This window comes from Ramlibacter albus (genome assembly GCF_014297445.1).
Classification (GTDB): Bacteria; Pseudomonadota; Gammaproteobacteria; order Burkholderiales; family Burkholderiaceae_C; genus Ramlibacter; species Ramlibacter albus.
The window spans coordinates 163,073-184,807 of sequence record NZ_JACORU010000005.1 but is presented as its reverse complement, the minus strand read 5'-3'; the positions used below and the strand labels follow the sequence as shown (position 1 = coordinate 184,807).

Sequence of the window (21,735 nt, the reverse complement as noted above, 5' to 3'; positions counted from 1 at the left end):
CGTGGCAAGATCGCGCCATGCACAAGTTCGACCCATCCGCCAAGGGCGTCTACCTCATCACCGTCACGCCCTTCACCGACAGCGGTGCGCTGGACCTCGCCAGCACCGACCGCATGGTCGACTTCTGCCTCGAGCGCGGCGTCACCGGGCTGACCATCCTCGGCATCATGGGCGAGGCGACCAAGCTCACGGCCGAGGAGGCGAAGGCGTTCACCCGCCAGGTCGTGCGGCGCGTCGGCGGGCGCGTGCCGGTGATCTGCGGTGTGTCGTCGCCGGGCTTCGCGGCGATGGGCGAGCTCACGCGGGAGGTAATGGGCATCGGCGCCTCCGGCGTGATGGTGGCGCCGCCTTCCACCGTGCGCACCGACGACCAGATCGCCGGCTACTTCGACATGGTCAACGAGACGCTGGGCGCCGTGCCGTGGTGCCTGCAGGACCACCCGGTTTCCACCACCGTGCAGATGTCGCCCGCCGTGATCTTGCGCATCCTGAAGAGCTCGCCGAACTGCGTGATGCTCAAGCACGAGGACTGGCCGGGGCTGGCCAAGCTCAGCGCCATCCGCGCCGCTTCGGACCGGGGCGAGGTCAAGCGCGTGTCGATCCTCACCGGCAACGGCGGCGGCCTCTTCCTGCCCGAGGAACTGTCGCGCGGCGCCGATGGCGCAATGACGGGTTTCGCGTGGCCCGAGATGATGGTGGACGTGGTGGCGGCGCATGCGCGCGGCGACGTCGAGCGCGCGCACGACCTGTTCGATGCGTACCTGCCGCTCGCGCGCTACGAGCAGCAGGCCGGCATCGGCCTGGCCGTGCGCAAGCACCTGCTGCACCAGCGCGGCGCAATCGCCTCCGCTTTCGCGCGCAGGCCCGCGCCGAAACTGTCGCCGCAGGACGTCGCGGACATCGAGCGGCTTGTCCGGCGTCAGGAAAAGCGCCTTTCCCAACTGGGGTGACGAGCCCTTTGCGGCGCCACCTGTGGCATGCTTGGCAGCGTGCCGAACCTCCAATGGGAAATGGACCAATTGCGCCTGGCCGATGAGCACATCGCCACGGCGGAGCGGAGCATTGCCGAATTGCGCTCGGACATCGAGAAGCAGCAGGCGCACGGCGGCGACTCGTACCTCGGCGAGCGCGCGCTGCACGCCGCGCTCGGCGCGCTGGAGGAGTTCCGCCGGCACCGCGAGCTGATCGTGGATACGATCCAGTCGATCAAGGACGGCCGGTTGCCGTCGACCTGAGCCGCGGCACCCTCAGGCAAACCCGTCGCGGGACCAGAGGATGTTCTTGCGCTTGCGGTCGTAGAACGGCGCGAACACCGACAGCAGCGCGATCGGCCCGTTGTCGATCACGGGGCCATGCACCGTGCCCTGCGGGATGAAGATGAGGTCGCCTTCGCGCACGCGCCGCGTCTCGTCGCCGACGCGGAAGCCGCACTCGCCGTCGAGGATCAGCACGAGCTCGTCGTGGTCCGGCTGGATGTGGATCACGTCGCCGCTGTCGGCCAGGATGGACACGTTGGCCGACACCTGCTCGCCGTCGCAGAGGAACATGCGCTTGATCGGGTCGGCCGCGGTGGCGGGGTCCGCAGACAGGGCCTTCAGCCGCTCGCCGAGGCGGAAATAGCGTTCTTCGTTCATGGCACCCTTCTCCTGCATGCGCTTTGTACGCGCGGTGCGGCGACATGACAACGCCGTCCAGCTATCCTGTCGGCGCCCGGAAAGGAAGAACAAATGCACCTGCCTGACGGATCCCGGCGTTCCTTCATCGCCGCCGCCCTTGTGCTGGCGGCCTGCGCGGCGCGGTCGCAGCCGGCAGCCCCGACGCGCCTGCGCGGCAACATCGACAGCCTCGGCCCTGACAAGCTCGTGCTGCGCGAACGCAGCGGCAAGTTGGTGGAGCTGGTGCTGGCGCCCAACCTCGCCGTCACCGAGGTCTACCCCGTGGCGTTCTCGGATATCCAGCCGGGCAGCTTCATCGGCGCGGGCGCGATGCCGCAGGCCGACGGCTCGCAGAAGGCCATCGCGGTGCTGCTGTTCCCGGAGGCCATGCGCGGCACCGGCGAAGGCCACCGCCCGTTCGACTTCCTGCCGCAAAGCACGATGACGAACGCCACCGTCGCGGGCGTTGCCGCGTCGTCCGACGGGCGCAGGCTGCGCGTCACCTACCCGGGCGGCGAGCAGACGATCGTGGTGCCGCCCGAAGCGCCGGTATTCAGCCTCAAGCCCGGCACGCGGGACCTTCTGGTGCAGGGCGCGCAGGTCTCGCTGACCGCGCAGGACATCGACGGCAAGCCGACGGCCACCCGCATCAGCGCCGGCCGCAACGGGTTCTCGCCGCCGTACTGACGGCATTCAAGCCGGCTTTCATGCTGGGCCGACGGATTAAAGCATGCTTTAATTGGTGAGCACCGGATTAAAGCGCACTTTAATGCCACGAACCACCGGCACCTACGTCAAGTCCACGACCCTCGGCGAGGTCGTGCGGTCGTTCGTGCCGCATGCGCTGCCTCCCGCCCGCCCGGCGCTGGGCCCGGACGCCTTCGAAGCGGCCAACCGCGACGCGGAACTGGCCCTGGCCCGGCTTTCGGGCGTCTCGGGTCTCGTACCTTCGGTGGACTGGCTGCTGTACGGAGCCATCCACAAGGAAGCGCTGCTCACGTCGCAGATCGAAGGCACGCAGGCCACGCTGATGGATGTCTTCGACCAGGAGGCCGGCTTCGCGGTCAGCAACGCCGACGACGTCCAGGAGGTCACCAACTACATCCGTACGTTCCGGCACGTGCGCCAGCAGCTTCACTCGCCGAAAGGCCTGCCGCTGAGCGTGCGGCTGCTTTGCGAAGCCCACAAGCTGCTCCTTTCGGGCGCGCGGGGCTCGGGCAAGCAGCCCGGCGCGCTGCGGCAGTCGCAGAACTGGATCGGCGGCACCCGCCCCGGCAATGCGGCGTTCGTGCCTCCGCCGCCCGAAAGGGTGCCCGCCTTGCTGGGCGACCTCGAAAAGTACATTCATGGCTCGGAGGGCACACTGCCGCCGCTGGTGCGCATCGCGCTCGTGCACGCGCAGTTCGAGACGATCCACCCGTTCCTGGACGGCAACGGACGCCTGGGGCGCCTGCTGATCGGCGCGCTCCTGGAGCAATGGGGATTGCTGCCGCAGCCGCTGCTCTACCTCAGCGGCTACCTCAAGCAGCACCAGGCGGAATACTACAGGCGGCTGTCCGCGATCCGCAGCGACGGCGACTGGGAAGGCTGGATCGCCTTCTTCCTGGAAGGCGTTGCCGCTGCGGCGAGCCAGGCCGAACGCTCCATCATTTCCGTCGCCAGCCTGGTCACATCCGACCGCAGGAAGCTGGTGGAGTCCCCGCGCGCGGCCCCGGCGAGCTACCGCCTTTTCGAGATGCTGCCGACAATGCCGCGATTCACGGTCGCGCAAGCGCAGGAGAAGCTCGGGTCGAGCTTCCCGACGGCGAACGCCGCCGTCCGCGAGCTCGAGACGCTGGGCATCGTCGGCGAGCTCACGGGCGGCCGCAGCAACCGCATCTACAGCTACGAGCGTTACGTGGGGCTGCTCAAGACCTGATCTTTTTCGCCAATCGTTTTGTCCCGATTGGCGATTGAACGCCCGCCCCGGCAAGCGCAGACTCCCGGCTATCGGCGACAAAGCCACCCGAGGAGTACCGAATGACCCGTCCGCAGCGCCCCGTCCACGTCGTCGGCGTGGGCATGATCCCCTTCACCAAGCCCGGGGCGAGCGACCCCTACACCGTCATGGGTGCGCGCGCCGCCAAACTGGCGCTGGAGGACGCCGGCGTCGACTACAAGGACGTGCAGCAAGCCTACGTGGGCTACGTCTACGGCGACTCCACGGCCGGGCAGGCGGCCATCTACGGCGTGGGGCTCACGGGCATCCCCGTCTTCAACGTCAACAACAACTGCTCCACCGGCTCCAGCGCCCTCTTCCTGGCGCGGCAGGCGGTGGAAAGCGGCGTGGTCGAATGCGCCATCGCGCTCGGCTTCGAGCAGATGCAGCCCGGCGCGCTCAAGGGCAAGTACGAGGACCGGCCCAACCCGCTGGAGAAATTCGCCGAGGCAATGACGGCCAAGCAGGGCTACAACCCCGAGGCGCCGCGCGCCGCGCAGTTCTTCGGCGGCGCCGGCCGCGACTACATGGCGCAGTACGGCATCAAGCGCGACACCTTCGGCCGCATCTCGGTCAAGGCCCGCCAGCACGCGGCGCGCAACCCGCTCGCCGTGTTCCGCCAGACGCTCACGCTCGACGAAGTGATGGCCTCGGCGCCCGTCTTCGACCCGCTCACCCGCTTCCAGTGCTGCCCGCCCACCTGCGGCGCCGCAGCGGCGATCGTGTGCTCGGCCGAGTTCGCGAAGAAGCACAACCTCGACCAGCGCGTGGTGATCGCGGCCCAGGCGATGACGACCGACACGCCGGCCACCTTCGAGTCGCGCGACATGCGCAAGGTGGTGGGCTACGACATGACCGCGTCGGCGGCGAAGCAGGTGTACGAAGCGTCGGGCATCGGCCCCGAGGAGCTGGACGTGGTGGAACTGCACGACTGCTTCACGGCCAACGAGCTGATCACGTACGAGGCGCTGGGCCTCACGCCGGAAGGCACGGCGGAGAAATTCATCGTCGAAGGCGACAACACCTATGGTGGCCGCGTCGTCACCAACCCCTCCGGCGGCCTGCTCTCCAAGGGCCACCCACTCGGCGCCACGGGCCTCGCGCAGTGCTACGAGCTCGTGTCGCAACTGCGCGGCCGCGCGGACCAGCGCCAGGTGGAAGGTGCACGCGTCGCGCTGCAGCACAACCTCGGCCTCGGCGGCGCCTGCGTCGTCACGATGTACCAGCTGCAATGATCGACCGCAAGCACATCGGGCTGACCATGCCCGCTTTCAGCGTCCCGGTGGAACAGAGCCGCTTGAGGTTCTTCGCCAAGGCCACGGGCGGCGACCCCGAGTCCAGGGCCGTGCCGCCCACGTACTTCTTCTGCCTCGAGTCCGAGTCGCCGCACTCCACCGTCATGCGCGAGACACTCGGCCTCGACTACAAGCGCCTGCTGCACGGCGAGCAGGGCTTCACCTACCACGCGATGGCTTACGCAGGCGACACGCTCACCTTCGAGCAGCGCATCGAGGACATCTACGACAAGAAGAACGGCGCGCTGGAGTTCGTCGTGCGCAAGACGCGCGTGACCAACCAGCGCCAGGAACTCGTGGCGGAACTGCGCTGCGTCTCGGTGATGCGAAATGGCTGAAACACTTCCCCCGCTCACGCTCCCGCCGCTGTCGCGCCACACGCTGGCGCTGTACTGCGGCGCCTCGGGCGACCACAACCCGATCCACGTCGACAGCGACTTCGCCAAGGCCGCCGGCATGCCGGACGTGTTCGCGCACGGCATGCTGTCGGCTGCATGGCTGGGCCGCTTGCTCACCAACTGGGTGCCGCAGGAAGCCATCCGCTCGCTCGACATCCGCTTCGTGGCGATCACGCACGTGGGCGAAACCATCACCTGCACGGGCGAAGTCGTCGAGAAGTTCCAGCACCAGGGCCGGCAACTCGCACGCGTGAAACTGCAGACGGCCAACCAGGACGGCATCGTCAAGCTCAGCGCCGAGGCGGTGGTCGCACTGCCATGATGGACGCCCGCCGCCCCTGGATGGACGAGGAGCTCGCGCTGCTGCGGGACGGCGCGCGCCGGTTCTTCGAGCGCGAATGCGTGCCGAACGAGATGGCCTGGCGTGCCCAGCACCACGCGCCGCGCGACATCTGGACCAAGGCCGGCGCCGCGGGGCTGCTGTGCGCCAGCATCCCCGAGGCCTACGGCGGCGGCGGCGGCAATTTCCTGCACGAGGCGGTCATCGTCGAAGAGCAGGCGTACAGCATGTCGCAGTCGTTCAGCAACAACGTGCACAGCGGTATCGTCGCGCACTACATCCTGGCCTACGGCAGCGAGGCGCAGAAGAAGCGCTGGCTGCCCAAGCTGGCCACCGGCGAGCTGGTGGCGGCGATCGCGATGACCGAGCCGGGCGCGGGGACGGACCTGCAGCGGATCAAGACGCACGCCCGGCTCGACGGCGACTGGTGGCGCATCGACGGCAGCAAGACCTTCATCACCAACGGCCTGCACGCCAACCTGGTGGTCGTGGCCGTGAAGACGGGTGCCGAAGCCGGCGCCAAGGGCATCTCGCTGCTGGTGGTGGAGACCGACACGGCCGCGGGCTTCCGCCGCGGCCCGCTGCTGGACAAGCTGGGCCAGCGCAACCTCGACACCTGCGAGCTGTTCTTCGACGACGTCAAGGTGCCCGCCACCCACCTGCTCGGCGCGGAGGAAGGCAAGGGCTTCGTGCAGCTCATGCAGCAGCTGCCGCGCGAGCGCATGCTGATCGCGGTGGTCGCGGTCGCGATGATGCGCCGAGCCATCGACGAGACGCTGGACTACGTGCGCCAGCGCAACGTGTTCGGCCAGCCGCTGATGGCGATGCAGAACACCCGATTCAAGATGGCCGAGTGCGAGACGCAGGCGCGCGCCGCGCAGGCGTTCGTGGACGACTGCATCGCCAAGCTGATGAAGGGCGAGCTGGACGTGCCCACGGCCGCGATGGCCAAGTGGTGGACCACCGACACGCTGTGCCGCATCGTCGACGAGTGCCTGCAATTGCACGGCGGCTACGGCTTCATGAACGAGTACCCGATCGCGCGCCTGTACGCGGACGTGAGGGTGACCAAGATCTTCGGCGGCGCCAACGAGGTGATGAAGGAGATCATCGCGCGCGACCTGGAGAAGCGCTGATGGCGGACCGGCCCCACTTCAGGTTCTGGCCGAAAGGCGTGGCGCGCGACCTCGTCGTGCCGCATGCCACGCTGCCCGAGTTCCTGGACACGTCCGCCCGACGGTACCCCGGCAAGCCCGCCTTCGTCTTCGAGGGCGGGATCGTCACGTATGCACAGTTGAAGCAGCGCGTGGACGCGCTGGCCGCCTACCTGCAGCAGCGCCTGGGCATCGGCCCCGGCGACCGCGTGCTGCTGATGTCGCAGAACTGCCCGCAGTACGTCGCCGCCTGCTACGCCGTGCTGCGCGTCGGCGGCGTCGTGGTGCCGGTCAACCCGATGTGCAAACAGGCGGAAGTGGGCTACTACGCCGCGGACAGCGGGGCGACGGCGGCTTTCGTCGCGCACGAACTGCTGGGCGCGATCCCCTTCGGCGATGAGCCGGGCAAGATCGCCGCGGCCGTCGTCTTCGACTATGCAGGCACGCTGCCGCAACTGGCCGACGACCGGCTCCACCCGATGGAGGCTGCCATCGCAAAGCGCCTCCAGTTCGACCCCGAGAAGACCTCGCCCGACGACATCGCCGTGCTGCCCTACACCTCGGGCACCACGGGGCACCCCAAGGGTTGCATCCACACGCACGCGACGGTGGTCGCGTCGCTCGCCGCCTCCGCGGTGTGGAAGGGCCTGCACGCCGAGTCGGTGATGCTCTGCGTGGCCCCGCTCTTCCACATGCTGGGCATGCAGAACGGGATGAACCTGCCGATCATGCTGGGCGCCACCGCGGTGATGATGCCGCGCTGGAACGCGCAGTTGGCGGCGCAGCTGATCGAGCAGCACCGCGTGACGGCGTGGACCGCGCCGCCGGCGATGATCATCGACCTGTTCACCAACCCCGAGGCGCAGGCGCGCGACCTCTCCAGCCTGGCCCTGCTCTCCGGCGGCGCGGCCGCGATGCCCGAGGCCGTGGCCACGATGCTCACCGAGCGCTACGGCATCATCTACAACGAAGGCTACGGCCTCACCGAGACGGCGTCCTTCCTGCAGGCCAACCCGCTCGGTCGCGGCAAGCGCCAGTGCCTGGGCATCCCGTCCCAAGGCGTGGACATGCGCGTGATCGACCCGCAGACGCTGGCCGAACTGCCGCAGGGCGAAACCGGCGAGCTCGTCGCCCACGGGAAGCAGATCACCCTCGGCTACTGGAACAACCCGGCCGCCACGCGCGAGGCCTTCCTCGAGATCGACGGCAAGCGCTTCTTCCGCACGGGCGACCTGGGGTACATGGACGAAGAGGGTTACTTCTTCATCCGCGACCGCCTCAAGCGCATGATCAACGCCTCGGGCTACAAGGTGTGGCCCAACGAGGTGGAGAACGCCATGTACGACCATCCGGCCGTGCACGAGGCCTGCGTCATCGGCGTGCCGGACGGCAAGCGCGGCGAGACCGTGAAGGCGCTCGTCGTGTGCAAGCCGGGCATGCGCAGCGAGTACACCGAGCAGCAGGTCATCGACTGGTGCCGCGAGCGCATGGCCGTCTACAAGGCGCCGCGCATCGTGGAGTTCGTCGAGAAACTGCCGAAGTCCGGCACCGGCAAGATCCTCTGGCGCGAGCTGCAGGAGCAGCACCGCGCTTCGTCCATGAAGGAGGCCGCCTAATGTCTTTGTCAAGAAGAGTGCGTAAGGGATGCGATGAACGGCTGGCGGTTGTGAAGCATCGCCCACAGGACGTTCACGCGACGGCGGGCCAAGGCGATCAAGGCTTGGTGATGCCGCTTTCCTTCCTGGCGCTTGCGCGCGTAGAAGGCTTTGCTGTCGGCGCATCGCAGCGAGGCGAAGGCCGATTGGTAGAACACACGTTTGAGGCCTTTGCTGCCGCCGCTGGGGCGTTTGAGCCAGCGGGTCTTGCCGGACTGCTTCAGGATCGGTGCGAGGCCGGCCGCGGCCGCGAGGCTGTCAGCCGACTTGAATCGTGCGATGGAGCCTGCCTGGGCGATGAATTCCGCCGTGAGGATGGCCCCCATGCCGGGCAGGCTGAGGATGAGGGCCGCATCAGGGTGGAGAGCCAGGCGCTGCTCGATCTCGCTGTCCAATGCCTTGAGCCGCACGATGCAGCTCAAGGCTTCGACGGCGAGCTCCTTGATCAGGCGCGCGGTCAACGTCTGGCCAGGCACGGCGATGCGCTGGCGCTCAGCGCACCGCAAGGCCACTTCGATCAGTTCGCGGCCGAAGCTGCGTCGCGCCAGCGGTCCCAGCTGCGCGGCGATGCCCGCGTCACCGGCGCTGCGCAACTCTTCAGGCGTGACGTAACGCGCCAGCAGCGTCAGCGCCGTCTTGCTGGTCAGGTCCAGTGCGTGTTCGAGCTCGGGGAAGATGCCGACCAACAGGTCGTGCATGCGCGCCAGGCGCCGCGTCTGATCGGTCGTGAGGTCGTGACGGCGCGAGACGAGCAAACGCAACTCGATGTCCAGCTCGGTCTCGGCGCTGACCACGCGCAGATCGGCGCGCGTGCGCACCTGATCGGCGATCACACGCGCATCACGCGGGTCGCTCTTGGACTCGCCTCCCACGGTGCCTTGGCGTGCCCTGTTGACGGCAAGGCCGGGCACATGCACGAGAGCAAAGCCCCCATCGAGCAGCACGGCCTGCGCCAGCGCGGCGATGCCACCGAGCACGTCGATGCCCACGCGCACGGGGGCGGGCAGCTGCCGCAGCTCATCCGTGAGCCTCAACAGATCCTCCGGGGAGTTAAGAAGCTTCCGGTTCAACAAGACGGCGCCCGCAACATCAATGGCGCACACCCAGTGAACCTCCTTGGCAATGTCGATGCCGACATAGGTGGTCATGAGCCGTCTCCTTCACGAAGCACAAGGCAACCCTTCCTCGCCGGCTACGCCCTACATAGCGATCGTTCGCAAAGCCTAATCAGCGGTCGAAAAGGGAGGGCGGAGAGGGGGAGGTGCCTCCGGAGCCATCGAGTGCAGCCAGCATGAAAGCCATCCCCTCCCGCCGCCTGGCGTCCATCATGGCATGCCACACCAGGCACCGATCTCTCGGCACTGAGAAAGGTAGGGCCGCATGAGCGTTCGACTGGAAGTCATCGGGCACACCGGCGTCATCACCCTCGACAGCCCTGCCACGCGCAACGCGTTCACGCCCGAGCTGCGCGAGCAGCTCGCCGCCGCGATCGAGGCTGTGAAGACGGACGACGAGGTGCGCGCGGTCGTGATCACCGGATCGGCCGGCGCGTTCAGCGCGGGCGGCGACGTCAAGGGCATGGCCCTCGCGCCCATCGACCCGCCCGTGGGCCGCGCCCGCATGCACGCGACGCAGAAGTGGATGCGCGAGCTGATCACGCTGGAAAAGCCGGTCATCGCGGCGGTCGACGGCCCGGCCTACGGCGCGGGCTTCAGCATCGCGCTGGCGGCCGACATCGTGGTCGCCACACCGCGCGCCCGCTTCTGCATGGTGTTCCTGCGCATCGGCCTCATCCCCGACTGCGGCGCGTTCTACCTGCTGCCGCGCGTGGTCGGCGCGCAGCGCGCCCGCGAGCTGATGCTGTCCGCACGCGAAGTGCAGGCACAGGAAGCGAAAGAGCTCGGCATCGTGATGGAGCTGCACGAACACGACGACCTGCTGCCGCGCGCGATGGCCATCGCGGCGAGCTTCGCCCACGCCTCGCCCATCGCGGTGAGCATCGTCAAGCGCAGCACGGCGAACACGGGCGAGCTGGACGCGGTGCTCGACGCCGAGGCGAACGCGCAGGCACTGCTCTTCAGCACCCCCGCACACAAGGACGCCGTGAAGCGCTTCATCGAGAAGCAGCCGCTGGCGTTCCATTGGCCCACGTACAAGGAGAAAGATGATGAGTAGCATGGTTCAGGACAAGGTGGTCGTCGTCACGGGCGCGGGCGGGGGCATCGGCCGCGACATCGCGCTGGCAATGGCCCGCGAAGGCGCGAAGGTCGTGGTCAACGACATCGGCGCTTCGGTCGCGGGCGAAGGCAAGAACGAGGGCCCGGCGCAGGCCGTGGTCAACGAGATCAAGGCGCTGGGTGGCCAGGCCGTCGCCAACACGGACAGCGTGTCGGACCGCGCGGCCGCGGCGCGCATCATCGGCACCGCCATCGAAACCTTCGGCCGTATCGACGTCGTGGTCAACAACGCCGGCATCCTGCGCGACCGCTTCTTCCACAAGATGAGCGACGAGGAGTGGGACTCGGTCATCAAGGTGCACCTGTACGGCAGCTACTACGTCAGCCGCGCGGCATCCGCCCACTTCAAGGAGCAGGAAAGCGGCGTGTACGTGCACATGACGTCCACCTCGGGCCTCGTGGGCAACTTCGGGCAGGCCAACTACGCGGCGGCCAAGCTGGGCATCGCGGCCCTGTCGAAATCCATCGCGCTGGACATGCAGAAGTTCAACGTGCGCAGCAACTGCATCGCGCCGTTCGCGTGGAGCCGCATGATCGGCTCGATCCCGACGGACACGCCCGAGGAGCAGGCACGCGTCGACCGCATGAAGCAGATGACGCCGGCCAAGATCGCGCCGATGGCGGTGGCGCTCGCCAGCGATTCGGCGAAGGACGTCACCGGCCAGATCTTCGCGGTGCGCAACAACGAGATCTTCCTGATGAGCCAGCCGCGGCCGGTGCGCTCGGTGCATCGCGGCGAGGGCTGGACGCCGCAGACCGTGCTCACCCACGCCCTGCCCGCGCTGAAGAAGAGCTTCTTCGACCTGGACCGCTCCGGCGACGTCTTCAACTGGGACCCGGTATGAGCGGTGTGCTGGCTTACCACCAGGCGAAGCTGGAACAGGGCGAGTTCCTGATCCAGCGCTGCACCGCGTGCGGCAAGCACGTCTACTACCCGCGCGAGCTGTGCCCGCACTGCGGCAGCATGTCGCTGGAATGGAAAGCGCCGAAGGGCAGCGGCGTCGTGCATGCCGTCACCACCGTGCGCCGCAAGCCGGCCGACGGCGGCGACCTCAACGTGTCGCTGGTCGACCTGGACGAAGGTGTGCGCCTGATGTCGCGCGTGGACAACCTCGCGCCCGACGCCGTGAAGATCGGCCAGCGCGTAAAGGCGAAGGTCGTCAACGGGCTCGTGCTCTTCGAAGCGGAGGGCGCGAAATGAGCTTGAAAGATTTGCGCGGCTCCTGCGCGATCGTCGGCGCGGCCACTTACGGGTGCGGCGAATCCCCCGGCTTCACCGACATGGAACTGCTCGCCCGCGCCGCGCACGCCGCCGTCGCGGATGCCGGCCTCAAGATGAGCGACATCGACGGCCTGGCGACGGCGAGCGTCTCCGCCACGATGTGGCCGATGCCCGTCATCGAGCACCTCGGCCTGAACCCGCGCTTCATCAACGGCACGATGCTCGGCGGCTCCAGCTTCATCGCGCACCTGCTGCCGGCGATGCTGGCCTTGCAGTCGGGCCAGTGCAATGCGGTTCTCGTGGCCTATGGCAGCGTGCAGCGCACGGCAACCTTCGGCCGCAAGGAAATGGCGCCCGCGCGCCGCCTGCTCGACCCGCAACCGTACGAGCACCCGTACGAGCCGCTGCTGCCCGCCTCCGCCTACGCGCTTGCGGCCTCACGCCACATGCACGAGTTCGGCACGACACGCGAGCAGATGGCCGACGTGGCCGTGGCCGCGCGAGCGTGGGCGCGCCTCAACCCCGAAGCCTTCATGCGCGACCCGCTCACGCGCGAGGACGTGCTCAAGTCGCGCATGGTGTCTGACCCGCTGACCGTGCGCGACTGCTGCCTCGTCACCGACGGCGCCGGAGCCTTCGTGCTCACACGTGCCGACCGCGCACGTGACCTTCCGAAGAAGCCGGTGTACGTGCTGGGCAATGCGACCGCGGTGTGGAACCGGCAGGTCTCGTCGATGCACGACCTCACGGTGACTTCCGCGAAGCAATCGGGCGCGGAGGCTTTCGCGATGGCGGGGATGGCGCCGAAGGACATCGACGTGGTGGAGCTCTACGACGCTTTCACGATCAACACGATCCTGTTCCTGGAAGACCTGGGGTTCTGCGCCAAGGGCGAAGGCGGCGCATTTGTCGCCAACGGAAACATCGCACCCGGCGGCAAGCTGCCGGTCAACACCAACGGCGGCGGGCTGTCCTGCACGCACCCCGGCATGTACGGCATCTTCGCCTTGATCGAAGCGGTGCGGCAATTGCGTGGCGAAGGCGGCGAGCGCCAGGTCAATGGCGCGAAGACCGCCATCGCGCATGGCAACGGCGGCACCTTGTCCAGCCAGTCCACGGCCATTCTCGGCACTGCGGAGGCCCTATGATTCGCGACCCCGAAATCCTCTCCCAGCTTCTTGACTCGGTGAACCGCTACGTGCGCGAGAAACTCGTGCCCAACGAAGCGCTCGTGTCGGAGACCGACGAGATCCCCGAGGAGCTCGCCAACGGCATGAAGGAGCTGGGCCTTTTCGGCCTGACCATCCCCGAGGAATACGGCGGCTTCGGCGCGACCATGGAAGAAGAAGTGGAGGTGATGTTCGCCATGGGGCAGACCTCGCCCTGCTTCCGCTCCCTCTTCGGCACCACCGTCGGCATCGGCTCGCAGGGCATCCTGATGGACGGGACCCAAGAGCAGAAGGACAAGTACCTGCCCAAGCTGGCCACGGGCGAGCTCCTCGCCTCCTTCGCACTCACCGAACCCGAAGCGGGCTCCGACGCGGCATCACTGCGCACCACAGCCATCCTCGACGGCGACCACTACGTGGTGAACGGCACCAAGCGCTTCATCACCAATGCGCCGCAAGCAGGCCTCTTCACGCTGATGGCCCGCACCAACCCCCAGGAAAAAGGCGCGGGCGGCGTGTCGGCCTTCATCGTCGACGCCGACACCCCCGGCATCACCATCGGCAAGAAGGACAAGAAGATGGGCCAGCGCGGCGCGCACACGGCCGACGTCATCTTCGAGAACTGCCGCGTGCCCGCCACGCAGCTGATCGGCGGCAAGGAAGGCCAGGGCTTCAAGACCGCGATGAAGGTGCTGGAGAAGGGCCGCATCCACATCGCCGCCATCTGCGTGGGCGTGGCCGAACGCATGCTGCGCGACGCCCTGAACTACGCCATCGAGCGCAAGCAGTTCGGCCAGCCGATCGCCGAGTTCCAGCTCGTGCAGGCGATGCTCGCCGACAGCCAGGCCGAGATCTACGCCGCGAAGTGCATGGTGCTCGACGCGGCGCGCAAGCGCGACGAGGGGAAGAACGTCTCGACCGAAGCCTCGTGCAGCAAGATGTTCGCCAGCGAGATGTGCGGCCGCGTGGCCGACCGCGCGGTGCAGATCTTCGGCGGCAGCGGCTACATGGCCGACTTCGGCATCGAGCGCTTCTACCGCGACGTGCGCATCTTCCGCCTGTACGAAGGCACCACCCAGATCCAGCAGATCGTGATCGCGCGCAACATGATCCGCGCGGCCCACCAGTGAACCCCCAGAACCCGAGGAGACAAGCCCGATGAAGATGTCGATGCTGCGCCGTGCATTCGTGGTTGCCGGCCTGGCCGTGTGCGCCCTGCCTGCCCTTGCGCAGAACTACCCCGCGCAGCCCCTCAAGCTGGTGGTGCCCTACCCCGCGGGCGGCGCCACCGACACGCTGGCGCGCACGCTGGCGCAGAAGCTGCAGGAGGCCTGGGGCCAGCCCGCGCTGGTGGAGAACAGGCCGGGCGCCGCGGGTACCATCGGCAACAACTTCGTCGCCAAGGCCCCGGCCGACGGCCACACGGTGCTCATCGCGATCACGGCCATCGTCCAGCAGCCCGCCATGATGGACAAGCTGCCCTACGACCCGGTGAAGGACTTCGCGCCGGTGTCGATGATCGCGCGCAGCCCCAGCATGCTGGCCGTGCCGCTGTCCTCGCCCGCGAAGGACCTCAAGGAGTTCATCGCGCTCGCGAAGGCCAACAAGGGCAAGATGAACGTGGGCTCCTACGGCGCGGGCACTTCGTCGCACATCCAGGGCGCGCTGCTGAACATGCAGGCGGGGCTGGACCTCGTGCACGTGCCGTTCCAGGGCGCGGCGCCGCTGATGACGAACCTCGTGGGCGGCCAGGTGACGGCGGCCTTCGTCGACAGCGCATCCGCGCGGCCGCAGTTGAAGAACATCCGCCCGCTCGCCGTGACCGGCACTTCACGCATGCCGGGCCTGCCGGACGTGCCCACCTTCGTGGAGCTCGGTTACCACTCGTTCGACCCGTACGGCTGGTTCGGCGTGTTCCTGCCCGCGAACGCACCGGCGCCCGTGGTGCAGAAGCTCTCGGACGAAGTGAACCGAATCCTGAAGATGCCCGACGTCACCGCGAAGATCGAGGCGCTGGGGCTGCAGGTTGCTGGAAGCAAACCCGATGATTTTGCCAAGACGGTTCGCGCGGAAGCGGCTCTTTACGCAAAGATCATCAAGGAAGCAAATATCCAGCTCAGCCAGTAGCTTGTTACAGGGCAAAGGCATACAGTTCCTCCTGAGCGTCTTCAGGAGGACTGCATGCGCCACCTGTATTTCAAGCACTGGCAGGACGTAGCCAACGCCCTGCTCGCCCTCTGGCTGGTTGCGGCGCCCTGGGTGCTGGGCTTCGGCGGCGACAGCATGGCCATGTCCAACAGCATGGTGATGGGCCTGTTCCTGCTGGCCGCTTCGCTCGGCGCCGTGTTCCTGCCGCTCGCGTGGGAAGAGTGGACCGAAGCGCTGCTCGGGCTGTGGGTCGCCGCATCGCCGTGGCTGCTGGGCTTCTCGCACCTGTCCGCAGCAACGCTCTCCTGCTTCATCACGGGCACGGCGGTGCTGCTCCTTGCACTGTGGGTGCTGGGCAGCGACAAGGATTACGGCGGGTGGTGGAGCGACCGCACGGCCTGACTCACTTCCTGCGCAGCACGATGTGCGTGGCGCGCTCGCCGGGGATCGTCTCGGCCACTTCGTAGCCCAGCTCGCGCAGGTCGATGCCGCTGAACAGCGATTCGCCGGCCCCGATCAGCACCGGGCCCAGCGCCAGGTGTGCCTCGTCGATCAAGCGTGCCTGCAAGTACTGCCGCACGGTCGCCGCGCCGCCGCCGATGCGCACGTCCTTGCCGGCAGCCGCTTGCTTCGCGCGGTTCAGCGCGGCATGGATGCCGTCGGTGACGAAGTGGAACGTCGTGCCGCCCTTCATCTCGAGCGGCGGCCGCGCGTGGTGCGTGAGCACGAAGACATCGCAGTGGTAGGGCGGCTCCTCGCCCCACCAGCCTTTCCACTCGTCGTCCGGCCACGGGCCGCGCACCGGGCCGAACATGTTGCGGCCCATCACCCAGCTGCCGATGTTCTCGAAGCCGCGCTCGGCCATCATGTTGTCCTTGCCGGTCTCGGCGGGACCCTGCCCGTACAGCGTGTGCCACATGCGCGTGGGGAACATCCACTTCATCACGTCGAAGAAGTTCTCGCCGAGCGCGTTCTGCAGGCCCTGGTTGGGGCCGGCCGAGTAGCCGTCGAGCGAAACACCGAAACAACACACGCGTACTGCCATCGCAACCTCCAGCAATTGAGGAGGTGGAGTATGTCAGTCCCAGGTCGCGCCCGTCTTCTGCACGATCGGCGCCCACTTGCGCGACTCGAGGTAGATCAGCGCCGTGAGCGCCTCGACCGACGAGGCGGCGGTGTCGATCCCCAGCCGGGCGAACTGGGTCCGCACGTCGGTGTGGTTGATCGCCTTGCCGAACTCGCGGTTGAGCGCGGCCACCATGTCGGCCGCGACCCCTCGGGCCGTGAAGAGCGCGAAGAACGCTTTCACGTCGAAACCGGGCAGGCCCGACTCGGCTACCGTGGGCACTTGCGGCAGGATGGGCGAGCGCTTCGCCGAGGTGACGGCGAGCGCGCGCAGCTTGCCGGCGCGCACATGCTCGATCACGCCCGGCAGGTTGGCGAGCATCACGGGCACACGGCCACCCAGCACATCCTGCAGGGCGGGTGCGTCGCCGCGATACGGCACGTGCCGCAGCTTCACGCCGAGCTGGTCGGCCATCATCTCGGCAGCCAGGTGCACCGAGGTGCCGGCGCCGGGCGACGCATAGGTGACGTCGCCGGCCCGCGCGAGTTTCGCGAGGTCCTGCAGGTCCCGGGCAGGCACGTCCGGGTGCACGAGCACGATGTTGGGCATGCTGCCCACCAGCGTGATCGGCTGCACGTCGCGCGCCACGTCGTACGGCAGCTTGCGCGTGAGCAGCGGGTTGATGGCGAACGAGTTCATCGCCGTGATGCCGATGGTGGTGCCGTCGCGCGGCTGCGCCTTCAGCACGCTCTCGACGCCGATGTTGCCGCCGGCACCGGGCTTGTTTTCCACGAGCAGCGTGGCGCCGGTCTGCGCCTGCACCTTCTGCGCGATGGCGCGCGCCTGCAGGTCGGTGGTGCCGCCGGGCGGGTACGGCACGACGAGGTGGATGGTGCGGCCGGGCAGGCCGGGCTGCTGGGCCAGCGCCGGCACAGCCGCGCCGAGGGCCGCGGCGCCGAGCAGCCGGCGGCGCGAGATGCGGGGAAGGTGGATGGGCATGCCGTGTCTCCTTGCGATGTTTGCATCTTAACAGCGATCAGATATGATTCAAGCTTGCGGCCTCAGGGCATTCACCTAGTTGCCCAGCCTCATCTTTGTTTCGATCAGATTTCAGGAGACACCCATGTTCCAGCCGGGCCTGCTCGCGGGCAAACGCATCCTGGTCACCGGCGGCGGCTCGGGCCTCGGCCGCGAGATCGCCGCGAAGTACCTCGAACTCGGCGCCTGCGTCCACATCTGCGGGCGCCGCCAGGCGGTGCTGGACGAGACGGCACAGCAGCTCATGGCGCAGCACGGCGGCAGCGTGCGCACGTGGCCGGTCGACATCCGCGACGCATCGCAGGTGGAGGCGATGGTCGATGCCATCTGGGCCGACGGCGGCCCGCTCGACGGCCTCGTCAACAACGCGGCCGGCAACTTCGTCAGCCGCACGCAGGACCTGTCGCCGCGCGGCTTCGACGCGGTGGCCAACATCGTGCTGCACGGCACCTTCTACGTGACGCAGGCCGTCGGCAAGCGCTGGATCGCCGGCGGCCACCCGGGCTCGGTGCTCTCGATCGTCGTCACCTGGGTGCGCACGGGCGCGCCCTTCGTCGTGCCGTCGGCGATGTCGAAGGCCGGCATCGACGTGATGACCAAGTCGCTGGCCGTCGAATGGGGACGCTACGGCATCCGGCTGAACGCGATCGCGCCCGGCATCTTCCCCACCGAAGGCGCCAACAAGCGGCTGTCGCCGCTGCAGGACTGGGAGGACGGCGTGGTGCGCAACCCGATGAACCGCGTGGGCCGCATGAGCGAGCTGCAGAACCTGGCCGTCTTCCTGATGGCCGACGGCGTGCAGTGGCTCTCGGGCGAGACGATCGCGATCGACGGCGCCGGGCATTACCAGAACGGCGCGTCGTTCACCGAGCTGGCCGCGCTGGGCGACGCGGACTGGGCCCGCATGCGCGAGGCGATCCGCGCGAAGGACGCCCACGACAAGGCGCGCAGCGCCGCGGCGGCCTGACATGCGCGCCGACGCGTACGTGCGGTGCGTGCCGCCCGGCACACCCGCGCTGCTGGACGACGAAGGCTCGCACGTCACCTACGGCGAGCTCGACGCACGTGTGGGCGAAGCCGCCGACGCACTCGCGGAGGGCGGCGTGGCCGCCGGCGAGCGCCTGCTGCTCGTCGGTGAGAACACCGTCGACATGGTGGTCGCCCTGCTCGCCGCCATGCGCGCGCAGGCCTGGGCGGTGCCGGTGAACCCGCGCATGGCCGAAGGCGAGATCGACGCGATCCGCGCGCACTGCGAACCGCGGCTTACTTATTTCTCGCCCGCGTCGCCGGATGCCCTGGCCCACGGCGCGCGCCTCGGTGCACCGGCCGGCGGCTGGCTGCCGTGCGAAGGGCGCACCGCTGCCGAACCCGTGGACGACGTCGCCGTGATGCTCTACACCTCCGGCAGCACCGGCACGCCCAAGGGCGTGATGCTCACGCACGCGAATTTGGCGTTCGTCACGCAGGCGTCGCTGGACCAGCAGGTGCTGCTGCCGGGCGACCGCGTGTTCCACGCGCTGCCGGTCTCGCATTCCTTCGGCCTCATCAGCGCGCTGCTGTGCGGTTTGCGCGCGGGCGTGACACTGCAGCTGTGCAGCCGCTTCACGGGGGAGCGCCTCGCGCGTGCGATCCGCGACGAAGGCATCACGGTCTTCCAGGGCGTGCCGGCCATGTACGCGCGGCTGCTGGAGTGGTCCGCCGCCACCGGCAACGGCCTCACGCCCAACCGCCTGCGCATGGCGTACATCGGCGGGTCCCAGGTCGACGCCACGCGCAAGGCGCAGGCGGAGGCGCTGCTGGGCCTGCAACTGCACCACGGCTACGGCCTGACCGAAGCGGCGCCGGTGGTCACGCGCACGTTCGGGCATCCACCGCCGCGCGACGTGACGGCGGGCTGGCCGATCCCGGGGATCGAGATCGCATTGCATCGGGGCGAGGTGTGCGTGCGCGGCCCCAACGTGATGGCGGGCTACTTCCGCGACCCGGAGCAGACGCGCACGGCCATCGACGCCGACGGCTGGCTGCACACCGGCGACGTCGGCCGCTTCGGTCCCGAAGGCGACCTCACGATCGTGGGCCGCATCAAGGAGATGATCATCCGCAACGGCTTCAACGTGTACCCGGCCGAGGTGGAGGCCGCCATCGCGGCGTACCCGGGTGTCGCGCAGTGCGCGGTGCTGGGGCACGCGGTCGACGGTGACGAGGAGATCGTCGCGTTCATCGAACCGCAGGCCGGCGCGCACATCGACACCGGGGAACTGGCCGCCTTCCTGCGGCGCCGCATCGCGCCGTACAAGATCCCGCGCCACTGGCACGTGATGCAGCGGCTGCCCGCATCCGGCACCGGCAAGCTGCTCAAGCCCGCGCTGAAGGCGCTGCTGCCAGGCATCGTGGAGACCGCATGACGATCGACTGCCTGCTGCGCCCGCGCTCGGTGGCGATCGTCGGCGCGTCGGGCAACCCGCACAAGATCGGCGGCAGGCCGCTGCACTACATGCTGCAGCAAGGCTTCGCGGGCACGCTCTACCCGGTGAGCCAGCGCGGCGAGCCCGTGCAGGGCGTGCGCTCGCACGCGAGCCTGCACGAGCTGCCGGAAGCGCCCGATTGCGTCGTACTGTCGGTGCCCGCCGAAGCGGCGCGCGAGCAACTGCAGGCGTGCGCCGCAGTCGGCGCGCGCAGCGCGGTGCTGTTCTCCTCCGGCTTCGCCGAACTGGGCGAGGCGGGCCGCGCGGAGCAGCGGCGCCTCGCCGAGTGCGCGGCGGACGCCGGCCTGCGGCTGCTGGGCCCCAACACCATCGGCTGCGCGAACTTCGCGACCGGCGCGGTGCTGTCGTTCGCGTCGATCTTCACCGGCTTCGCGCCGCAGGACGGGCCGGTGGCGATCGTCTCGCAAAGCGGCGCCGTCGGCGCGTCGGCCTACGCGCTGCTGCGCGACTACGGCGTCGGTGTGCGCTACTTCTGTGCGACGGGCAACCAGGCCGACGTGGACGTGGTGGATTTCCTCGGCGCGGTGCTGGCCGACGAGGGAGTACGCGTCGTGCTGCTGTACTTCGAGGAGGTGCGAAGCCGCGACTCACTCGCTGCCGCGCTCGCGCACGCCGCCGCCCGCGGCGTCCCGGTGATCGCGCTGTGTTCCGCGCGCACGGCAAGCGGCGCGCGCATGGCGGACTGCCACACCGGCGCGGCCGGCCTGCGAGACCCGGGTCTCGCGGAATTGTTCGCGGCGCATGGGTGCCACCAGGTTCGCAGCGTCGCCGAGATGAGTGCGGCCGTGCCGCTGTGGCTCACGCCCCTCACGCCCGCGGCCAAGCCGCCGCCGCGCGTCGCGGTCATCAGCAACAGCGGCGCGTCGTGCGTGCTCGGCGCCGACGCCTGCGACGCGCACGCGCTGCCGCTGGCGCAGCTGGGCAGCACGACGCGCGAGCGGCTGGACGCCCTGCTGCCGCCCTTCTCGCGCAGCCGCAACCCGGTGGACCTCACCGCGATGCTCCTCGCGAACCCCGCACTGCTCGAAGACTGCGTGCGCGCGGTGCTGATGGACGATGGCTGCGACGCCGCGGCGCTGAGCCTGCTTGCGATCGCCGGCCCCGGCTACGACGTGGCACGGTTCGCTCGGGAAACGGCCGCGGCGATGCGCGCGAGCGGCAAGACGCTCGCCTTCAGCTCGCCCGACCCGCGCGTGCGCGCGCAGTTCGCGGCCCAGGGCATCGCGGTCTTCGCGGGGGAGTTCGAGGCGCTCGCTGCGCTGGCTACGCGTGCCCCAGCCCCGCCATGAAGATCTCGAAAATCTTGCGCGCCGTGCCTTCGGGGTCCTTGCGCAGCACGTAGCGCGGCGTGTTCTGCGGGCTGGTGATGATGTGCGCGAAGCCGTGGCACGCAGTCCAGGCGGCCAGCGTCGCCTCGCGGCGGCGGTCCATCGTCCCTTCGGCCTGCAGCAGGTAGTCGGCCACGCAGGTCTCCAGCAGGCTGTACGAGCGGATCGCGGCGTCGTTGAGCTCCGGGTACAGCGTCTTGTCCGGGATCTCCGGCCCGTGCATCAGGTGGAACAGCGCCGGGTGCCGGCGCGCGAAGTCCACATAGGCCAGCATGACGGCCATGAGGCGCTCGTCGGGCTCGCGCTTGTCCTTCAGCGCCGCCATGCGCTCGTCGAAGAGCATGCGGAAGCCCAGGGCGGAGATCGCCGCGAGCAGGCTCGCCTTGCTCTCGAAGTGGTGCAGCGGCGCGGTCTGGGTCACGCCCGTGCGCCGCGCGATCTCGCGCATGGTGAGGGCCGGCAGGCCGTCCGCCTCCAGGATCTCGAGGCCGCGCGACACCAGCTCCTCACGCAGGTTGCCGTGGTGGTAGGAGGTCCTGGCGGTGGGTTTGCGGGGCATCGACCGC

General features: G+C 68.7%; 24 protein-coding genes. 19 read left to right on the top strand and 5 right to left on the bottom strand.

Annotated features, from left to right (window positions below; all coding sequences use genetic code 11):
• The first annotated feature begins 17 nt into the window (after positions 1-17).
• Entirely contained in the window at positions 18-950 is a 933-nt protein-coding gene (locus H8R02_RS15080) for a dihydrodipicolinate synthase family protein (protein ID WP_187082263.1), read from the top strand.
• Positions 951-989: 39 nt separating this feature from the next.
• Positions 990-1,235: a hypothetical protein gene (locus tag H8R02_RS15075; protein ID WP_187082262.1), complete on the top strand. Its 246-nt coding sequence runs from the start codon at positions 990-992 to the stop codon at positions 1,233-1,235.
• 12 nt (positions 1,236-1,247) lie between these two features.
• Here the strand turns inward: H8R02_RS15075 and H8R02_RS15070 are convergent, their stop codons facing one another.
• Entirely contained in the window at positions 1,248-1,634 is a 387-nt protein-coding gene (locus tag H8R02_RS15070) for a cupin domain-containing protein (RefSeq protein WP_187082261.1), read from the bottom strand.
• Positions 1,635-1,727: 93 nt separating this feature from the next.
• Between H8R02_RS15070 and H8R02_RS15065 the strand changes: the two genes are divergently transcribed.
• From H8R02_RS15065 to H8R02_RS15035, 7 genes are all read left to right on the top strand, one after another.
• The gene (locus tag H8R02_RS15065; protein ID WP_187082260.1) at positions 1,728-2,342 is read left to right on the top strand and encodes a hypothetical protein; all 615 of its coding nucleotides are present in this window, start codon (positions 1,728-1,730) and stop codon (positions 2,340-2,342) included.
• 82 nt (positions 2,343-2,424) lie between these two features.
• Positions 2,425-3,573 (top strand): Fic family protein, encoded by a 1,149-nt coding sequence (locus tag H8R02_RS15060; protein ID WP_187082259.1) that lies wholly within the window; start codon positions 2,425-2,427, stop codon positions 3,571-3,573.
• A gap of 101 nt (positions 3,574-3,674) precedes the next feature.
• On the top strand, positions 3,675-4,868 hold the full coding sequence (locus tag H8R02_RS15055; protein WP_187082258.1) for a lipid-transfer protein: 1,194 nt from the start codon (positions 3,675-3,677) through the stop codon (positions 4,866-4,868).
• A complete protein-coding gene (locus tag H8R02_RS15050) occupies positions 4,865-5,266 on the top strand; it encodes a MaoC family dehydratase N-terminal domain-containing protein (protein WP_187082257.1) in 402 nt (133 codons plus the stop codon). The genes H8R02_RS15055 and H8R02_RS15050 overlap by 4 nt, the downstream gene beginning before the upstream one ends.
• A complete protein-coding gene (locus H8R02_RS15045) occupies positions 5,259-5,648 on the top strand; it encodes a MaoC family dehydratase (protein ID WP_187082256.1) in 390 nt (129 codons plus the stop codon). The genes H8R02_RS15050 and H8R02_RS15045 overlap by 8 nt, the downstream gene beginning before the upstream one ends.
• Positions 5,648-6,802, top strand: coding sequence for an acyl-CoA dehydrogenase family protein (locus tag H8R02_RS15040; RefSeq protein WP_435531275.1), 1,155 nt, complete (start codon positions 5,648-5,650; stop codon positions 6,800-6,802). Before H8R02_RS15045 ends, H8R02_RS15040 begins: the two co-directional genes overlap by 1 nt.
• Entirely contained in the window at positions 6,802-8,436 is a 1,635-nt protein-coding gene (locus H8R02_RS15035; protein ID WP_187082254.1) for a long-chain-fatty-acid--CoA ligase, read from the top strand. The genes H8R02_RS15040 and H8R02_RS15035 overlap by 1 nt, the downstream gene beginning before the upstream one ends.
• A gap of 8 nt (positions 8,437-8,444) precedes the next feature.
• Here the strand turns inward: H8R02_RS15035 and H8R02_RS15030 are convergent, their stop codons facing one another.
• Positions 8,445-9,623, bottom strand: coding sequence for an IS110 family RNA-guided transposase (locus H8R02_RS15030; RefSeq protein WP_187082123.1), 1,179 nt, complete (start codon positions 9,621-9,623; stop codon positions 8,445-8,447).
• A 232-nt stretch (positions 9,624-9,855) separates the two neighbouring features.
• Here H8R02_RS15030 and H8R02_RS15025 point away from each other — a divergent pair, with 232 nt between their 5' ends.
• Genes H8R02_RS15025 through H8R02_RS14995 form a run of 7 tightly spaced genes read left to right on the top strand, consistent with a single transcriptional unit; the run spans position 9,856 to position 15,653 of the window.
• On the top strand, positions 9,856-10,650 hold the full coding sequence (locus H8R02_RS15025; RefSeq protein ID WP_187082253.1) for an enoyl-CoA hydratase/isomerase family protein: 795 nt from the start codon (positions 9,856-9,858) through the stop codon (positions 10,648-10,650).
• The gene (locus H8R02_RS15020; RefSeq protein ID WP_187082252.1) at positions 10,640-11,557 is read left to right on the top strand and encodes an SDR family NAD(P)-dependent oxidoreductase; all 918 of its coding nucleotides are present in this window, start codon (positions 10,640-10,642) and stop codon (positions 11,555-11,557) included. The genes H8R02_RS15025 and H8R02_RS15020 overlap by 11 nt, the downstream gene beginning before the upstream one ends.
• Complete coding sequence (locus tag H8R02_RS15015) at positions 11,554-11,913, top strand: Zn-ribbon domain-containing OB-fold protein (RefSeq protein WP_187082251.1); 360 nt, start codon at positions 11,554-11,556, stop codon at positions 11,911-11,913. The genes H8R02_RS15020 and H8R02_RS15015 overlap by 4 nt, the downstream gene beginning before the upstream one ends.
• On the top strand, positions 11,910-13,082 hold the full coding sequence (locus tag H8R02_RS15010; protein WP_187082250.1) for a thiolase family protein: 1,173 nt from the start codon (positions 11,910-11,912) through the stop codon (positions 13,080-13,082). The genes H8R02_RS15015 and H8R02_RS15010 overlap by 4 nt, the downstream gene beginning before the upstream one ends.
• Positions 13,079-14,233: an acyl-CoA dehydrogenase family protein gene (locus tag H8R02_RS15005; protein ID WP_187082249.1), complete on the top strand. Its 1,155-nt coding sequence runs from the start codon at positions 13,079-13,081 to the stop codon at positions 14,231-14,233. Before H8R02_RS15010 ends, H8R02_RS15005 begins: the two co-directional genes overlap by 4 nt.
• A 28-nt stretch (positions 14,234-14,261) precedes the next feature.
• Positions 14,262-15,230: a Bug family tripartite tricarboxylate transporter substrate binding protein gene (locus tag H8R02_RS15000; protein ID WP_187082248.1), complete on the top strand. Its 969-nt coding sequence runs from the start codon at positions 14,262-14,264 to the stop codon at positions 15,228-15,230.
• 54 nt (positions 15,231-15,284) lie between these two features.
• Entirely contained in the window at positions 15,285-15,653 is a 369-nt protein-coding gene (locus tag H8R02_RS14995) for an SPW repeat protein (protein ID WP_187082247.1), read from the top strand.
• Position 15,654: 1 nt separating this feature from the next.
• Here H8R02_RS14995 and H8R02_RS14990 read toward each other — a convergent pair whose 3' ends face one another.
• Positions 15,655-16,296: a dihydrofolate reductase family protein gene (locus tag H8R02_RS14990; protein WP_187082246.1), complete on the bottom strand. Its 642-nt coding sequence runs from the start codon at positions 16,294-16,296 to the stop codon at positions 15,655-15,657.
• A 33-nt stretch (positions 16,297-16,329) separates the two neighbouring features.
• Positions 16,330-17,316 (bottom strand): Bug family tripartite tricarboxylate transporter substrate binding protein, encoded by a 987-nt coding sequence (locus H8R02_RS14985; protein WP_187082245.1) that lies wholly within the window; start codon positions 17,314-17,316, stop codon positions 16,330-16,332.
• A 124-nt stretch (positions 17,317-17,440) separates the two neighbouring features.
• Between H8R02_RS14985 and H8R02_RS14980 the strand changes: the two genes are divergently transcribed.
• The 3 genes from H8R02_RS14980 to H8R02_RS14970 are packed head-to-tail and all read left to right on the top strand — an operon-like array spanning position 17,441 to position 21,130.
• Entirely contained in the window at positions 17,441-18,322 is an 882-nt protein-coding gene (locus H8R02_RS14980; protein WP_187082244.1) for an SDR family oxidoreductase, read from the top strand.
• Between the two features lies 1 nt (position 18,323).
• A complete protein-coding gene (locus H8R02_RS14975) occupies positions 18,324-19,760 on the top strand; it encodes a class I adenylate-forming enzyme family protein (RefSeq protein ID WP_187082243.1) in 1,437 nt (478 codons plus the stop codon).
• Entirely contained in the window at positions 19,757-21,130 is a 1,374-nt protein-coding gene (locus H8R02_RS14970; RefSeq protein WP_187082242.1) for a CoA-binding protein, read from the top strand. Before H8R02_RS14975 ends, H8R02_RS14970 begins: the two co-directional genes overlap by 4 nt.
• Here H8R02_RS14970 and H8R02_RS14965 read toward each other — a convergent pair.
• Positions 21,105-21,728, bottom strand: coding sequence for a TetR/AcrR family transcriptional regulator (locus H8R02_RS14965; protein ID WP_187082241.1), 624 nt, complete (start codon positions 21,726-21,728; stop codon positions 21,105-21,107). The two genes, H8R02_RS14970 and H8R02_RS14965, sit on opposite strands and share 26 nt — an antisense overlap.
• Positions 21,729-21,735 lie beyond the last annotated feature (7 nt).

Coding starts and splice junctions, on each gene's coding strand:
- H8R02_RS15080 (WP_187082263.1), top strand. CDS start 18: ATGCACAAGTTCGACCCATCCGCCAAGGGCGTCTACCTCATCACCGTC.
- H8R02_RS15070 (WP_187082261.1), bottom strand. CDS start 1,634: ATGAACGAAGAACGCTATTTCCGCCTCGGCGAGCGGCTGAAGGCCCTG.
- H8R02_RS15065 (WP_187082260.1), top strand. CDS start 1,728: ATGCACCTGCCTGACGGATCCCGGCGTTCCTTCATCGCCGCCGCCCTT.
- H8R02_RS15060 (WP_187082259.1), top strand. CDS start 2,425: ATGCCACGAACCACCGGCACCTACGTCAAGTCCACGACCCTCGGCGAG.
- H8R02_RS15055 (WP_187082258.1), top strand. CDS start 3,675: ATGACCCGTCCGCAGCGCCCCGTCCACGTCGTCGGCGTGGGCATGATC.
- H8R02_RS15050 (WP_187082257.1), top strand. CDS start 4,865: ATGATCGACCGCAAGCACATCGGGCTGACCATGCCCGCTTTCAGCGTC.
- H8R02_RS15045 (WP_187082256.1), top strand. CDS start 5,259: ATGGCTGAAACACTTCCCCCGCTCACGCTCCCGCCGCTGTCGCGCCAC.
- H8R02_RS15040 (WP_435531275.1), top strand. CDS start 5,648: ATGGACGCCCGCCGCCCCTGGATGGACGAGGAGCTCGCGCTGCTGCGG.
- H8R02_RS15035 (WP_187082254.1), top strand. CDS start 6,802: ATGGCGGACCGGCCCCACTTCAGGTTCTGGCCGAAAGGCGTGGCGCGC.
- H8R02_RS15030 (WP_187082123.1), bottom strand. CDS start 9,623: ATGACCACCTATGTCGGCATCGACATTGCCAAGGAGGTTCACTGGGTG.
- H8R02_RS15025 (WP_187082253.1), top strand. CDS start 9,856: ATGAGCGTTCGACTGGAAGTCATCGGGCACACCGGCGTCATCACCCTC.
- H8R02_RS15020 (WP_187082252.1), top strand. CDS start 10,640: ATGATGAGTAGCATGGTTCAGGACAAGGTGGTCGTCGTCACGGGCGCG.
- H8R02_RS15015 (WP_187082251.1), top strand. CDS start 11,554: ATGAGCGGTGTGCTGGCTTACCACCAGGCGAAGCTGGAACAGGGCGAG.
- H8R02_RS15010 (WP_187082250.1), top strand. CDS start 11,910: ATGAGCTTGAAAGATTTGCGCGGCTCCTGCGCGATCGTCGGCGCGGCC.
- H8R02_RS15005 (WP_187082249.1), top strand. CDS start 13,079: ATGATTCGCGACCCCGAAATCCTCTCCCAGCTTCTTGACTCGGTGAAC.
- H8R02_RS15000 (WP_187082248.1), top strand. CDS start 14,262: ATGAAGATGTCGATGCTGCGCCGTGCATTCGTGGTTGCCGGCCTGGCC.
- H8R02_RS14995 (WP_187082247.1), top strand. CDS start 15,285: ATGCGCCACCTGTATTTCAAGCACTGGCAGGACGTAGCCAACGCCCTG.
- H8R02_RS14990 (WP_187082246.1), bottom strand. CDS start 16,296: ATGGCAGTACGCGTGTGTTGTTTCGGTGTTTCGCTCGACGGCTACTCG.
- H8R02_RS14985 (WP_187082245.1), bottom strand. CDS start 17,316: ATGCCCATCCACCTTCCCCGCATCTCGCGCCGCCGGCTGCTCGGCGCC.
- H8R02_RS14980 (WP_187082244.1), top strand. CDS start 17,441: ATGTTCCAGCCGGGCCTGCTCGCGGGCAAACGCATCCTGGTCACCGGC.
- H8R02_RS14975 (WP_187082243.1), top strand. CDS start 18,324: ATGCGCGCCGACGCGTACGTGCGGTGCGTGCCGCCCGGCACACCCGCG.
- H8R02_RS14970 (WP_187082242.1), top strand. CDS start 19,757: ATGACGATCGACTGCCTGCTGCGCCCGCGCTCGGTGGCGATCGTCGGC.
- H8R02_RS14965 (WP_187082241.1), bottom strand. CDS start 21,728: ATGCCCCGCAAACCCACCGCCAGGACCTCCTACCACCACGGCAACCTG.